Consider the following 14539-nt stretch of genomic DNA (forward strand, 5'->3'; position numbering starts at 1 on the left):
GGAGGCTCCCGGGTCCGTACAGCTGGATGGCGCGCCCGAAAGGGCACGCCATCCAGCTGTACGGGCACACCCCGCGGAACCCGTCTCAGGCCTCGCCCACCCCGACCCGCCCGGAGTGCCTCCCCGCCGCGACGAGTCCCGGGCGGTCCGCACGCGGCTGCGCCGGGCCGGCGTCCTGGACCCGCCGCGTCCGTCCGGGGGCAGGTGCCGGAAGGTTCCCGAAGCCGTCCGCCGACAGCCTGGAGTCCAGACGCTGGGCGAGATCGGCCCGCGTGGTGACCCCGAGCTTGCCGTAGGCGCGGTGCAGATGGTTCTCCACCGTGCGCACCGATACGCCCAGCCGGTCGGCGACGTCCTGGTTCGAGAGCCCGGAGGCGGCGAGCGCCGCCACCTCCCGCTCACGGCCGGTGAGTTCGGCCGACGGCTCCGATCCCTGCTTGTCCAGCGCGGCCCACACCGGCAGCGTGCCCCCGAACCGCTGCAGCAGTTCCTGGCACTCGGTCCGGGTGGCCCGGCTCCTGCGGTGCCGCCCCGCCGCCCGATGGGCCCGGCACGCCTGCGCCGACGCCTCGGCGGCCAGCGGCAGCAGGCCCATCGCCTCGAACCGCTCGGCGAGCGCGGAGAGCGCGTCCCCGTCCGCGTCGGCCAACGCCCGTACGTGCTCGGCCTGCAGTGCGGCGAGGCCGGAATCGAGGTGCCGGGCCAGGGCGGAGGCCCGCTCGACGACCGCGCGGGCCTCGCCGATGCGGGCCACCAGGTGCAGCGCCGTCAGTGCCTGGAAGGCGCGGCCGGCGGCGGCCGCGCGCTCGCCCAGTTCCAGTGCGTCGTGCAGCGCGCCGGTGAGATCTCCGACGTGGGCGAGGACCAGCGCCCGCTCCATGGCCACCCCGTCCGCGGCGAGCGGGTACCGCACGGTGCCGCTCTCCTCGGAGCGGACCTCGACCAGGACACGCATCGCCTCGGCGTGCTCGCCCGCCTCGGCCAGCGCGCCCGCCATCTGAGCCAGCCGCCACGCCTTGGTGGTGAGCCAGTCACGCGTGTCCGGCGGCGCGCTGACCTGGCGCAGCAGGCCGATGCCATCGGCGTACCGGCCGCAGCTGCGGTACAGCCGTGCCCGTACCGACGCGGCCCACAGGGCGCCGGGCCGGTCGTCCTCCGTGTCGGCGGGCAGGCCGTCCAAGATCGCGCCCGCCACCGCCACAGCGCCGGTCTGGAGTGCGGCGCAGGCCGCGACCAGTTGGTGGGACAGCCGGGCCTCGTCGCTCCAGACGCCCGGTTCGGGACGGCACCGCTGGAGGAGGGCGAGCGCACCGACCGCGTCGCCCAGTTCGTTGCGGGCGAAGGCGGCGGGCGGCAGTACCCGCTGGACCACGGCCGGATCGCGGGGCTCGGCGAGCACCGTCTCCCCCATGGCGGCGGCCTCCTCCAGCCGGTCGCCCAGCAGCATCATGACGGTCTGGGTGCCTTGCAGCAGCCCTCGGCCGGTCTCGGGAGCGGCCGTGACCGCCTCGTCGAGGACCGCCTCGGCATCCTGGACGAGGCGCAGTCCCCAGGCCAGGTTCTCCGAGCGTGCCTGCACGGCCTCCGCCCATACCGCGGTGCTGGTCGGGCCCTTTTCGGCGGACATGCCGGCGAACAGCGTCTCGGCCTCGGCATGACGCCCCTGGCCCTGCAGCGCCCGGCCGCGCAGCAGCATGAGGGTGGGGATGTCCGCGTCGGGCAGGGGAAGGGCGAGCAGGCACAGTCGCTCGGTGAGCGCGAAGTCCAGATGCCGCAGCGCGGTCCTCGCAGCGGACTGGAGCTGGTCGGCGCACGGCAGTTGTCCGGCGTCGATCCGCAGGACGGCCATGCGCAGTACGTCGTCGTCCCGACGCAGGCCGGTGTCCTCCAGGGCGTCGGCGAGTCTGCGCCGCAGCCGCAGGCCGGTCAGTTCGGGCAGGCTGGAGACGAGGACGGGACGGTAGAGGGGGTAGGCCAGTCGCAGGCGCAGTCGCAGGCCGCTGAGTTCGGCGGTGATGAGGCCCCGTCTGTCGAGCGTCTCCACGGCGTGGGTCAGTTCCGCGACGGCCGACAGCTCCGCTTCGAGCGGCTCGGCGAGGGCGATCATCTGCACGAGCCGGCGCTCGTCCGGCGAGAGGTGGCCGAGCCGCAGGTGCACCAGGTCCGCCAGGCGCGCCGCGGGCCTGCCGTTCAGGCCGTCCCACAGCCAGGTGCCGTCCTCGCTGCGGAGGCTGCCGTCGGCGAGCGCGGAGTCGGCGAGTTCCGTCAGGAGCAGCGCGTTCCCCTGGGTGAAGGACCACAACCGTTCCAGTGCCGCCGCGGCGACATGTCCGCCGAGCTTCGCGTGGACGACGTCGGCCGCCGCAGACCGGTCGAGTTCCGCGATCTCCATCCGCTCGACCAGCCGCTCCACCCAGAGCCTGTTGACGCCGTCGGGTGCCGGGACGCCGGCCCGGACGGTGGCCACCAGGGTCAACCGCCCCTCGGCGACACCTGCCCGCAGTCGCGCCGCGAACGCCGGAGCCAGGCAGTGCGCGTCGTCGAGGCCGAGGACGAACCGCCCCTGGAGACCGTCCGCAGCGGGTGTCCGGCGGCCGGGGAAGGCATCGTCGAGGAGGTGCCGGGCGACGGCATCACGCTCACCACCCTGCCCGCTCGCCCATCCGGTGAACAGCGAGGACACGTCCGCCCCGCAGATTCCCGCCCCGCTGACCAGCCTGACCTCAGCGCCCTTCTCCGCTGCGCGCCGCAACGAGGCGCGCAGCAGCCGGCTCTTGCCGACGCCGGGCTCTCCGGTCAGCAGGGCGCCGTGCCCGCGGGCCACCGCCGCCTCGATCCTGTCCAGTTCGGTGTTACGGCCGGCCATGGGCCACTCGGTCACCGTGTCTTCCGACATCACTCAGTGCCGCCTGTTCCGTTCAGGTCTGTGTCCGTCACCACGGCTCACCGTGCGCGTCATACGTGGATGACTCCAGCGGCGACGACCACGGCGGCCCCGCCCACCTCGATCGAGGTGATCCGGTCCTCGGTGCCCTCGGCCCTGGCGATCATCGTCGACGGGCGGCCCATCTCGACACCCTGGAGGATCTCGATCTCGCGGCCGAACTTGCTCAGGCCGTGCCGTGCGACGTGGACCGCCAGCGGTCCGGCGGCCGATCCGGTCGCCGCGTCCTCGGCCACGCCGTACGCGGGTGAGAACATCCGGCTCCGCCAGTGCCCGTCCGCGGGGGCGAAGCAGTTCACGGCCATGTCGGGGAAGCGGGCGAGGACACGAAGGTCGGGCCGGACGGCGGACAGAGCCGCCACGTTCTCCAGCCCCACGAAGACATGCCGTGGTCCGTTCCGGTAGGCCTCCACCGGCAGGGTGGACGACTTCAGGCCGAGCCCCGCCAGCAGTTCGTCGGCATGCTCGTACGGTTCCCAGGTGGGAATCGGCTGCTGCATGCGGACGGAGGTGACCCGGTCGCCCTCGCGGTCGAAGTCGAAGGGGATCGTGCCCATGGCGGTCTCCAGCAGTAGCCGATCGCCCTTGAACGACCTGCCGAGGACGACGGCGGTGCCCAGCATCGGGTGCCCCGCAAAGGGCAGTTCGTTCACCGGAGTAAAGATTCGGATGCGCGCGTCACCGCCCTTCTCAGCGGGGAGCACAAAGGTGACCTCCGAGAGGTTCATCTCTCTGGCAATTCTTTGCATACGCACGTCAGGAATGTCGTGTGCGTCGAAGAAGACGGCGACCGGATTTCCTTCCAGCGGCGTGTCCGTGAAGGCATCCGCGACTACGTAATTATGCATAACGGTGAAGTTACCAGCGCCATCACCTCACCGACAACCTTCGTTCCCACGGCACCGACCGGACATCCGCGACTGCGAGCGACATATAGAAAAAATATAGCCTCCGCTCTCTCAAATATAGCCTTGAATTACATGCTTACAGCTCGATAGCGTCAGTGGGTACGAAATGCCAAGGAGGGATTTCGGTGACCCGTCATAGTAGAGTCGGCACCTCAGAATCCTTACCCGAAAATCCAGAGAATGCCGCCGAAGCGTCTCCCGAGGAGATCGAGACGGCGCCGGTGAGTGCGCTGATCCCGGGGTACTCCCCACGCATCGGCGGCGAGATCACCAGCCACGTGCAGGCGCTCGCCGAGACGGAGGAGACGCTCCCTCCCATCACCGTCCACCGACCCAGCATGCGCGTCATCGACGGAATGCACCGGGTGCGCTCCGCGATCCTCCGGGGCCGGCAGACGATCCAGGTCCGGTACTTCGACGGCACCGAACAGGATGCCTTCGTGCTCGCCGTCCGGCTGAACGTCACACACGGCCTGCCGCTCACCCTCGCGGAGCGCCGAAGAGCCGCCGCGCGCATAGTGGTCTCGCACGCACAACTGTCGGACCGGGCCATCGCCTCCCTCACCGGGCTGTCCGGCAAGACGGTGGGCGAGATCCGCAAACGCACCGCCGAGGGAGCGCACCAGCCACTCGCCAGAGTCGGCCGGGACGGACGCACCCGACCGCTGAACACCGAGCTCGGCCGACGGCTGGCCGCCGAGTACCTCAGCGCCAACCCGGGCGGCTCACTGCGGGAGGTCGCCAGAGTCGCGGGCATCTCGCCGGAGACCGTGCGCGACGTCCGGGACAAGCTCAGCCGCGGCGAGGACCCCATACCCGTGCGGCAGCGCTTCTCCCCGGCGGCGGAGGCCACGAAGGACCGGACCCCGCCCGCGAAGGACGAGCATCAGGGCCGGCGGAGCTTCGGCTCCCCCGCGACCGTCCATCGGATGCCGACCGACGGCCGGTCCGCCCTGGCCGCCCTGCGCAAGGACCCCTCACTGCGGTTCACGGAGGCCGGCCGGGTTCTGCTGCGCCTCCTGGACCCCCACATCATGTTCGCCGACCGCCGCGAACAACTGATCAAGGACCTTCCCGAGCACACCCTGGGCATGCTCTCCAGAGCCGCCCAGCAGTATGCCGCCTCATGGAGCGAAATCGCGGTCGCACTGGAGGAGAGGGCCCGCCAGGCGGCCCTCAACCCGCAGTCGTCCACAGGGATACGCATCAGCTGACAAGGAGTCACCATGCCGCGAGAGGCCAATCCGGTCCTGGAACTGCCGTTCGACGTCCGGCCCGACCCGGACGAGTTCATCCAGGCCGCGATGGACTGGCACTTCAGTCCGGAGACCGGATCCCCCTACTGGCTGGAGCGCGCCAAGAAGCTCGACTTCGACCCGCGGGCCGACGTCAAGAGCTTCGACGATCTCAAGCTCTTCCCGAACATCGTCAACGAACTGCGGGACACCCCCGCCCAGGACCTCGTACCGCAGGGCTACGGCGACGCCCCCGACGTCGTCGGCGTCTACGAGAGCGGCGGCACCACCGGAGCCCCGAAACGGGTCGTGTGCCTGGCCGACTGGATGGACCGTCTGGTGGCCTGGAGCCTGGTCAACCTGGACGCACACGGCTTTCCGCGCGGCGCCAACTGGCTCGGGGTCACCCCCACCGGACCGCACATCGTCGGCGAACTGTTCTCCCGCTCCGCGGCGGCCCACGGCTCCCTGAGCTTCCCGGTCGACCTCGACCCGCGCTGGGTGAAGCGACTCATCGCCGCGGGCCGGACCGATCAGGCGGACGCCTACGCCGAACACGTCATCGACCAGGCCGCGTTCGTCCTGCGCACCCAGGACATCGGGGTCATGGCCATCACGCCGCCGCTCCTGGAACGGCTGGCCCGCCGGGACGAACTCGTCGACCTGGTCAACCAGAAGGTACGGGCGATCAGGTGGGGCGGCACGCAGATGGACGCGGACTCCCGCTACCTCTACCGCACCGAGGTCTTCCCCGACACGCTGCTCTACGGCCACTACGGCAGCACCATGATCCTGGGGATCGCCGGACAGCGTCCCGGCCTCGGCGACGACGGCCCCTGCGTCTTCGACACGTTCTCGCCGTACGTCACCTTCTCGGTCGTCAACCCCGAGACCCGAAGGACCGTTCCCTACGGGGAGCGCGGCCAAGTGGTGATGAACCACATCAGCAAGTCGCTGTTCCTGCCCAACAACCTCGAACGCGACCTGGCGACCCGGATCGAGCCGCTGCCGGGCCAGATCGGTGACGCGGTGGCCGACATCGCTCCCGTCACCCACTTCGAGGACGAGGCCGTCATCGAGGGGGTCTACTGATGACGCGGTCGACCGCCGACATCGTCACGCTGGACGCACTGGGCCCCGCCGGTGCGTACGCCTCGCGCAGCCATCAGGAGATCAAGGACGTGGCCGGCAACCCGGTCGCCCGACTGGGGCTCGTACCGACGTTGTTCGTGAGCCGTGCCATGACTGCCCTCCGCAGGTCGGCCCGGCTGCCGGTGGACGACCGGATCGCCGCGATCGCCCGCGCCGGCGAACTGTTCGCCACCGCCACGCTGGGCGGCCTGTCGGTGTCCGAGTACGAGTACCGGGTCAGCCGGGTCTCCGGGTTGCCCCTCTCCGTGGTCCGGGCGGCCACCAGGACCGCAGCGCACCGTGCGGCACACGTGCACGAAAGCGTGCAGTACGCCCGGCCGGCCGGATCGGTCGGCGACTGGCGCGACCCGCTCACCCGCTCCGGCCGGGCCGTGTGGAGCCGGCGCGGCGACGTGCTCGCCGTCCATGTGTCCGGCGTGCACCCGGGGGCGCACAGCCTCTGGCTGGAGGCGCTGGCGCTGGGCTTCAAAGTGGCGGTACGGCCCACCCGACGGGAACCGTTCACCGCGCACCGGCTCGTCACGGCGTTGTGGGAGGCGGGGTTCGGCACCGACCACGTCATTCTCCTGCCGACCGAGCAGGAGGCCGGCGAAGCCGTCCTGCGCGGGGCAGACCTGGCGTACGGCGGCGACGACGTGATCCGCCGGTTCGCCGGGGAGAGCACCGTGCTGCCCCAGGAGCCGGGCCGCTCGAAGGTCCTGCTGACCGCGGGCACCGACTGGCGTGCCCACCTGGACATGATCGTCGACTCGGTCGCCCATCACGGCGGAACCGGCTGCGTGAACGCCACCGCCGTACTGGTCGAGGGCGACCCCGCCCCGGTGGCCGAGGCCATCGCCGCACGGTTCACGGCCCTTCCCAGTCTGCCCCCCGAGGACGAGAAGGCGGTCCTTCCGGTCCAGGCCCGGATGCCCGCCAAGGCCCTCGAACGGTACGTGCTGAACAACGCGGTCGGCACCCGCGCCTGGCTGGGCGGTGACGGTTTCATCGACGAACTCGAAGACGGCAGCGCGGTCCTGCGGCCCACCGTTCATCAGCTCGACAGCCCCACCGCGCCGCAGTCCGACCTCGAACTGCCCTTCCCTTGCGTCTGGGTGGCGCCGTGGACGCCCGAGGCCGGGCTGGAACCGCTCCGGGACACGCTGGTCCTCACCGCCGTCACCGACGACGCGCGGCTCATCGACGACCTGGTGAACGAGCCCACGATCGGCAATCTCTACATCGGTGGGCACCCCACCCACTGGACCGACATCGGGATGCCCCACGACGGGTACCTCTCCGATTTCCTCATGCGTACGAAAACCGTGATCCGCGGCTGACCGCTTCACCGAAGTACATGCCGCAGGACACGCGGACGCCGGTGGGCGCCACCCGGGGGGGGGCCCCCACCGGCGTCCGTGTGCCGTCTCAGGGCTGGAGGCGGGAAACGCTCCAGCCGTCGGCGGTCCGGGTGTAGAGCAGCCGTTTGTGCAGACGGTCCTTGCTGGCGTGCCAGAACTCCACGGTCTCCGGCGCCAGGTGGTAGCCGGCGAAGGTCGCCGGCCGGGGCAGCTGACCTTCGAGGCCGGTCAGCCGCTCGATCTCCGCGCGCAGCGCCGGCTCGTCGTCGAGCGGGTCGCTCTGCCGCGAGGCGGACGTCACCACCTTCGCGTCGGCCGGCCGTACCGCCCACAGCGCGTCCGACTCCGCGTCGGGGAGCCGCGTGATGGGGCCGCTGAGGACGATCTGCTGGTCGGTCTCCCGCCAGTACAGGACGGCCGAGCCCCAGGCGGTGGCTTCTATGTCACGCCCCTTGAGGCTTCCGACGTGCGTGGTGAACACGAAACCGTCGGAGGTCAGACGGCCGAGCTGGATGATCCGGTTCGACGCGCGTCCCCGGGCGTCGGCGGTGGCCAGAGCCAGCGCGCCCGGCTCCCGTACGTCGTTCTCCGCCGCGTCGGCGAGCCAGGTACGGAACAGGTCCAGCGGGTCGTCGGGCGGTGTTCCGGAGTCCGACAGCGCGTCGGCGGACAGCGGAACGGTCTTCTGGTGCGTCACAGTCATATAGGTCTCCGTATGTCCGGCCGTTCACTTCTCCAGGGCCAGTCCCAGCCCGGCGAGGGCGGGCAGGGAGTGGACGCCCTCCGCCACGGCCTCGATGTCGAACCAGGCCCGGAACGTGGGCGGATATCCGATGAGTTCGGCGGCACTCCTCGGGTGGGGCGGGGCGGCGGCCTCCGCCGACTCCCATACCAGAACCGCTCCCCAGCGGTTGTTCTCCCTGTCGGCGACCCAGAGCTTCAGCGGCAGGCCCCGCACCGAGGTCCACGCCTCCACGGCCTCGTCCCGCAGGAAGTCCCGCATCGAGTCGATGGTCTGGTCGGAATCGTCGAGATCCCACCAGGCGATCATGGTTCTCACAATGCCCGCACCTCTCCCCTTCGTCACGTCACGCGGCATCCCACGACGTCAGGTGGGAATTCCCTCGCGCTTGATCTCCGGTACCGGAATGCTCAGGGCCCGCAGCTGCTCGAAGGGGTTCATGAACTCTCGGTTCTGCACAACCTTCCCCTCCGCCAGCAGGAACGAGTGCAGGAAGTGATTCTGGTAATACCCCTCGGGATACCCGGGAAAGAGAATCTTCCCCTTGCCGTCGCATTCGACCCAGAATCGGTTCGGGTCCTGCGTCTCGAAGACCTCGATGTTGTACCAGACCCAGTCAGGGAAGCATTGCAGGGACCATACGGCGTGCTCGCCCAGCCGATCCCGGCCCCGGATGACGATCGGCTCGCCGGTGTCGGTCGTCCACAGTCCGCCGCTGCCGTCCTCGGTGAAGAGCAGATGCCGTTCGAGCCGGTCCTGCCCGGTGGTGTGCATGTACTTCTCAACCGTTTCCCGGTTGATTCGCCGGAGTTCGGCGTCGTCGTCGAATCCCTGCCGCTTGGCATCAGACATGGATGATGCTCCCAAAGATAGCCATCACGGAACGTCGTCCTGGCCATCCTGGCGTCGGCGGCTATACCCGAGGCCGTGCCGACCATTATTTTTCTATACACCGCGGCATGCCGACCGTCGTCACGCGTTCGCATCGCCGCCCGCACACTCCACGACGTAGGTCCCCCTATCGTCGGCCGCGACGGGTCCCGAGCGAGTCCGAACAGCAACTGGCCGCCTCACGTGCGCCGTCGCTCGTCGTGTGGACTCCGGTGCCCGCTCTCGGGGATCAGCCGTACATGTCAGCCCCGCGCCCGACGGGTCACCCTTTCGACCGCATCCGCGAGGACAGGGAACATCTGCGGGGGCGGGGGGAATGGTGTCCCATGCCCGGGATGATCAACAGCTCGACACCGGCGATGTTGTCCGCCGCGTCCCGCCCGCACGCCACGGGAATCAGCGGATCCTCCGCTCCATGGACGACCAACGTCGGTGCGGTGATCCTACGGAGCCTGGGACTCTGCGGGTCACGGTGCCAGGACGTAGAAGATCTCGCCCTGCGTTCCGGGAGGGCCACTCGTGCGCCAGGCGACAAGCACCCGGTTGTCGCTGACCAGTGTCATGGCGAGGCCGGGCTGCGGAAGATCACTGACGCCGACCCTTGCGGGCGCTTGAAAACTATCACCGCCGTTGGTGCTCCGGGTGAGGAAAGCAGTGTCCTCGTTGTTCAGCGTGGCCCTCCACGCGACGAAGACGTTGCTGCCGGAAGCGGCAATCCGCAGGAGTTCGGGAGCGGCGCCGGTGTTGGCGCTGCTGAGCGTGATGCGGTTGGAATACACACCGTCGTTCTCCCGGTCGCGTCGGAAGACCACGTCGCCGGCCTCGACCCACACGACGTAGACCCGGCTGCCGGACACCGTGAGGGTCTCTTCGGACGAGATCGTCGGACTGTTGCTGAGATTGATCCGCGGCTGGAACGTCGATCCCCCGTTCGTACTCCGCGCCAGGAAGATGTCCGGTTGCGGGTTGTTCGGGTCGAAACCCGGGGGAAACTCGTGCCACAGGACGAAGACGTTGTTCCCCGACCTGGCGACCGTCGGTGGCTCAGCGTCCGCGCCGGCGGTCCCGGGGATGCGTAGCGGCCCGGTGAGTGCACGGTCCTGGATCGTGGCCTCGTCGGTCATGACAACCTCCTGGTGGTCGGTGCGGGGAGGGAAGGGGGGACGGCCTCTGAGGCGGGCCGTACATGCGTCCGACGTGTCACCTCGCTCTCCGACCGGTCCCTCTCCCATGGCGATGTCCGCGCGACGACTTCGCTGCGGCCTCCCGACCCCGTGGTCCAGGAATTCCTCGATCCCGAACAGCCGCGGATCGTCCGTGGTCGGCGCGTAGTCGCCCGTGCACGCTCGTGTCCGGTCCGGTTTTCCCCCCGTCCCGATGGCCGCGGGCCCTGGGACGACACGGGCGGGTCCGGACCGTAGACACCACTGCCGCACGCGAACGGGAGGGACATCGAGGACGGCTCCGCCTCGCTCGACGGCATGTCGGCCGCCGTGGATTGCACGCCTGCGATGTCGTCCATGGTCATGCGGCCCTCCCCCGAAGACTGCAGGGGCTCCGACCCGAGGGCCGGAATCCCGATCCGCCCACCGTCCTCCTCGGCCGAGAACCCGTCAATGCGCAGAAAGGCGCATTGGAAGCACGGTGACCGCCGAGCGGTGCCTGCGCCTTCGTACGCTCTTGCGGCGGAGCAGCGGACCGGGCGGAGCGGCCTACCGGGCCGGTGGGAAGGGCGGGAGCACCTGGCCACCTCATGCGGGGTCCGCCAAGTCCCACAAGCCCCAAAGGCCTGCCTCAAGCAGGCTGACTGCCTCGTACGGACACGTTCGCCGCCGCCGTCCTCGGACCGGATGCGCCCTGTTTCAAGAGCGGCGAACGGCTGCCTGAATCCCGGGGACGATCGAATCGTCAGCCCGCGTAGGCACCGCGGACGACGCTGTCGCCCGCGCACACTTTCCCCTCGCACACTTTCTCGGACGACCGGGAAGGCAAGAGCGAGGGCCGGCGGCGGCAGCGACCACACCGGCCGCGGGCGCATGCGGATGCCACCCCGAGCCGGAAGAGTGCGCCCTTTACACCGTCGGACGTTCTCTCGCAGGTCTGACCCCGAGTGAGGGCCTGCCCCTCACCGGTGCGCCCCCTCCATGGAGGGGGCGCCCGCCGAACTCCACCAACGGCGCCCGAACGGAGCTGTCCAAGAGCTCGGCTTCCGGCTGCCCCACGTCCCCTTGGAGCATCCCTGGGGGCAGGCCTGCTCCCCACCGCCATCTACCCGGCTCGGCGCCGGAAGCGAGGCCACCCCCTCGCGCAACGTACGAGCCATGCGCGGTCGTCCGGCCGCTGCAGATCACCAACAGAGTCACTGCCCCTGGACCGTGCCGACGGTGTGACCGTAGCCGTGCAGGAACGCATCGACCGCGCGGGTGACACAGGCGCGGACCTGTGCCGGGCTCGGCGCACGGCTGGCATGGGGACTGATGGTGATCTCGGAGTTGACCAGCGCGACGAAGTGGAGGGTGGCGCGGGCAGGGCTGGAGATGTTCAGGAGACCGGCGTCGGTGAGCTGGGAGAGGCGCCGGGAGACCTCGGTCTGGACGCGGAGAGGTCCCGCCTGCTGCCAGGTGTCGATCAGGGCGGGCGAGAAGTGCTGAACCTCGGCCTTGATCTGCCGGATCATCGCGAAGTGGTCAGGAAACTGGGTGCGTTGACCGACGAGGGCGCGGCCAAGGGCGATCAGGTCGGCGCGGGCGTCGACGCAGGCGAGTTGTTCGGCCACGGTCGCGATGAAGGCGTCCGCGACCTGGCTGGCGCTGTCGTGGACGACGGCCGAGAAGAGGTGTTCCTTGCCCTCGAAGTGGTTGTAGATCGTGCGGGTGGACACCCCGGCCTCGGCGGCGATGGCCTCGATGCTGGTGCGGCTGTATCCCTCCCGGCCGAAGACGGTACGCGCGCCCTGGGTGATGGCCCGGCGTTTCGCGGCTCTGCCACCAGGCCGGCCGAGGCGTGGCTGCGCGTCCGGGCCGACGTGGGCCGCGGGTGTGGTGTTCAGGGAAGCCTCCGTGAATCGGGTGGCCCGTCGGCCAAGTTGCCATGCACGTTATATTTTACTTTCCCGGGGATCGAGCGGTCCGCCCCTCCCCCGAGGCGGTTCGCCGCTCGGGCTCCCAGGCCAAGGGTGGCATCTCCAGGACGGTCTTGCCCCAACTGTGTCCGCCCTCCACGGACCGGACCGCCTGCGCGGCCCGTTCGAACGGGATCACGCGCGTCACCTTCGGGTCCAGGGCGCCGGTGCGGACCAGTTCCACGACCGCGCCCAGGATCGCGGGGTCACGGACCGGCCCCACCGGCGCGCCGCCGAGTGCGGTGACGGCGTCCCGGTCGGCGCCACTCACCAGTTTCGTACGGTCCGCCAGGAGCGCGGCGCTCTCGCGCAGCACCTCGCCACCGACCAGGTCGAGTACGCCGTCCACGCGGCCCGCTATCCGCGTGGCGAGGCCGGGCCCGGAGGCGACGAACCGTACACCGAGAGCGTCGACGAACGCCCGCTTGTCCTCGGCGGCCGAGCCCACCACGTGCAGGCCCAAGCCTGCCGCGATCTGCGCGGCGGCCACGCCGACGCCGCCCCCGACGCCGGTCACCAGGAGCGTCGCGCCGGGCGGCAGGGCGAGTTGGGACACCGCGCCGTAGCCGGTGGCGGCAGCGATGGGCAGGGCGGCGGCGTCGGTCCATGAGACCTCCGGCGGTTTGCGAACCGCCGCTCGCGCGGGCAGCAGGGTGTACTGCGCGTACCCGCCTGTCGTCGGGCCGCCGAGGACCGCGTCACCCACGGCGAACCCGGTGACGCCGGGGCCGAGCCCGACGACCCTGCCCGCCGCCTCGCCGCCCATCACGGCGGGCAGGACGACCGCAGGCGCCCCGGCCGGGCGGCGGCCCGAACGGCGTTTGAAGTCAACGGGGTTGACGCCGGCCGCACGTACGGCGACCAGCAGGTCACCGGGGCCCGGAACCGGTCGCGGAAGGTCGGCGAAGTGCTCGACCTCCGGTCCACCGAAACGGTCGTACACGTAGGCCAGGGGCATGCGACACCTCGACGTCTCTGTCTGACTCCGGTCGTTAATTGCCATACAGATTGCACTTTACCCAAACCGGCGGCTAGGCTTCCCGGGTGTCGGCGGAGCCCTTTCTTCCGCCCGTGGTATCGACGCGGTGAACACAAGGAGCGCAACGTATGGGCAACACGGTCGCGATCGTCGGCGGCGGATACGGAGGGGCCGCGCTGGCCCGCGAGTTGGATCCGGACCTCGACGTCGTTCTGATCGACCCCAAGGACGCCTTCGTCCACGCGGTGGCGGCTCTGCGCGGGCTGGTCGACGAGGAGTGGGCCAGGCGGATCTACTTCGGATACGACGGCCTGTTCATCCGGGGCCGGCATGTTCGCGACCGCGCCGTGGCGGTCGACACGGGAGGTGTCACCACGGCCGACGGCACACGCATCCACGCGGACTACGTCGTCCTCGCCACCGGTTCCTCGTACCCCTACCCGGCGAAGCCGGACACCGAGGACAGCGCCGACTCCGTGCTGCGGCACGCGGACACACGGGCCCAGCTCGCCGCCTCCTCGCGGGTGTTGCTGCTCGGTGCCGGTCCCGTCGGGCTGGAGCTCGCCGGGGAGATCACCGAGCGCTGGCCGCGGACGAAGGTGATCGTGGTCGACCCCGCCGAGGACGTGCTGGGCGGCCGCTATCTGCCCGAACTGCGCGGCGCGCTGCGCGAGCAATTGGCCCAGCGGGGCGTGCGGCTGGAACTGGGCAGCGCGCTGACCGCCCCGCCGTCTTCGCCTGCGGGGGTGCACGAGCCCTTCTCGGTCACCACCGAGGCGGGCGTACGGATCGAGGCGGACCTCTGGTTCCGCTGCTACGGCATGACGCCACTCAGCGACATGCTGACCGGCGAACTCGCTGCCGCCCGGCGGCCGGACGGCCACGTGGAGGTCGACGAGCACCTGCGCGTGGCGGGCACGCCGAACGTGTTCGCCATCGGTGACGTCACGGCCGTGCCCGAGCCGAAGCGGTCCAAGGCGGCCTCCGAACACGCCGTCACGGTCGCGGCGAACATCAAGGCGCTGGCCACCGGGCGACCGGTCGAGCAGACCTACCGGCCGGGGCCGGACGCGGTGCTCGTGCCGCTGGGTTCGACCGGCGGCGCCTCGCAGGTGCCGGGCCCCGACGGTCCGGTCGTGCTGGGTGCGGCGGAGACCTCCGGCTACAAGGGCGCCGATCTGCTGCTCGGGCGGTTCAGCGAGTTGTTCGGCGTCTCCGTCTGACCCT

At 70.5% G+C, this 14539-nt stretch carries 13 protein-coding genes and 1 pseudogene; 4 read left to right on the forward strand and 10 right to left on the reverse strand.

Annotated elements, in window-relative coordinates; translation table 11 throughout:
- Positions 1-85: 85 nt before the first annotated feature.
- Both J8N05_RS20155 and J8N05_RS20160 read right to left on the reverse strand, forming a co-directional pair.
- Positions 86-2896: a helix-turn-helix transcriptional regulator gene (locus J8N05_RS20155; RefSeq protein WP_210884703.1), complete on the reverse strand. Its 2811-nt coding sequence runs from the start codon at positions 2894-2896 to the stop codon at positions 86-88.
- Between the two features lie 59 nt (positions 2897-2955).
- Positions 2956-3792 (reverse strand): PhzF family phenazine biosynthesis protein, encoded by an 837-nt coding sequence (locus tag J8N05_RS20160; protein ID WP_210884705.1) that lies wholly within the window; start codon positions 3790-3792, stop codon positions 2956-2958.
- 281 nt (positions 3793-4073) lie between these two features.
- Between J8N05_RS20160 and J8N05_RS20165 the strand changes: the two genes are divergently transcribed.
- From J8N05_RS20165 to J8N05_RS20175, 3 genes are read left to right on the forward strand one after another with little or no spacing between them, the layout of a single operon-like run.
- Positions 4074-5066: a ParB/RepB/Spo0J family partition protein gene (locus J8N05_RS20165; RefSeq protein WP_210884706.1), complete on the forward strand. Its 993-nt coding sequence runs from the start codon at positions 4074-4076 to the stop codon at positions 5064-5066.
- A 12-nt stretch (positions 5067-5078) separates the two neighbouring features.
- Entirely contained in the window at positions 5079-6179 is a 1101-nt protein-coding gene (locus tag J8N05_RS20170) for a phenylacetate--CoA ligase family protein (protein ID WP_210884707.1), read from the forward strand.
- Positions 6179-7558 (forward strand): aldehyde dehydrogenase family protein, encoded by a 1380-nt coding sequence (locus tag J8N05_RS20175; RefSeq protein WP_210884708.1) that lies wholly within the window; start codon positions 6179-6181, stop codon positions 7556-7558. The genes J8N05_RS20170 and J8N05_RS20175 overlap by 1 nt, the downstream gene beginning before the upstream one ends.
- 88 nt (positions 7559-7646) lie before the next feature.
- Here the strand turns inward: J8N05_RS20175 and phzG are convergent, their stop codons facing one another.
- From phzG to J8N05_RS20210, 8 genes and pseudogenes are all read right to left on the reverse strand, one after another.
- On the reverse strand, positions 7647-8282 hold the full coding sequence (gene phzG, locus J8N05_RS20180) for a phenazine biosynthesis FMN-dependent oxidase PhzG (RefSeq protein ID WP_210884709.1): 636 nt from the start codon (positions 8280-8282) through the stop codon (positions 7647-7649).
- A 24-nt stretch (positions 8283-8306) separates the two neighbouring features.
- On the reverse strand, positions 8307-8630 hold the full coding sequence (locus J8N05_RS20185; protein WP_308286808.1) for a hypothetical protein: 324 nt from the start codon (positions 8628-8630) through the stop codon (positions 8307-8309).
- Positions 8631-8687: 57 nt separating this feature from the next.
- Positions 8688-9173 (reverse strand): PhzA/PhzB family protein, encoded by a 486-nt coding sequence (locus tag J8N05_RS20190; RefSeq protein WP_210884712.1) that lies wholly within the window; start codon positions 9171-9173, stop codon positions 8688-8690.
- 301 nt (positions 9174-9474) lie between these two features.
- On the reverse strand, positions 9475-9729 hold the full coding sequence (locus J8N05_RS48175) for an alpha/beta fold hydrolase (protein ID WP_210884714.1): 255 nt from the start codon (positions 9727-9729) through the stop codon (positions 9475-9477).
- A complete protein-coding gene (locus tag J8N05_RS20200; RefSeq protein WP_210884715.1) occupies positions 9680-10336 on the reverse strand; it encodes a hypothetical protein in 657 nt (218 codons plus the stop codon). Before J8N05_RS20200 ends, J8N05_RS48175 begins: the two co-directional genes overlap by 50 nt.
- Before the next feature lie 1235 nt (positions 10337-11571).
- The gene (locus J8N05_RS20205) at positions 11572-12093 is read right to left on the reverse strand and encodes a TetR/AcrR family transcriptional regulator C-terminal domain-containing protein (protein ID WP_210884718.1); all 522 of its coding nucleotides are present in this window, start codon (positions 12091-12093) and stop codon (positions 11572-11574) included.
- A pseudogene (locus tag J8N05_RS48180) lies at positions 12094-12261 on the reverse strand (TetR family transcriptional regulator); the annotation flags it as partial. It abuts the gene before it with no gap.
- A gap of 55 nt (positions 12262-12316) precedes the next feature.
- A complete protein-coding gene (locus J8N05_RS20210) occupies positions 12317-13291 on the reverse strand; it encodes an NADP-dependent oxidoreductase (protein ID WP_210884719.1) in 975 nt (324 codons plus the stop codon).
- Positions 13292-13440: 149 nt separating this feature from the next.
- On the opposite strand from J8N05_RS20210, the gene J8N05_RS20215 reads away from it, so the two are divergent.
- Complete coding sequence (locus tag J8N05_RS20215) at positions 13441-14535, forward strand: NAD(P)/FAD-dependent oxidoreductase (RefSeq protein ID WP_210884720.1); 1095 nt, start codon at positions 13441-13443, stop codon at positions 14533-14535.
- Positions 14536-14539: the final 4 nt, after the last annotated feature.

This window comes from Streptomyces liliiviolaceus (genome assembly GCF_018070025.1).
Taxonomy (GTDB): Bacteria; Actinomycetota; Actinomycetes; order Streptomycetales; family Streptomycetaceae; genus Streptomyces; species Streptomyces liliiviolaceus.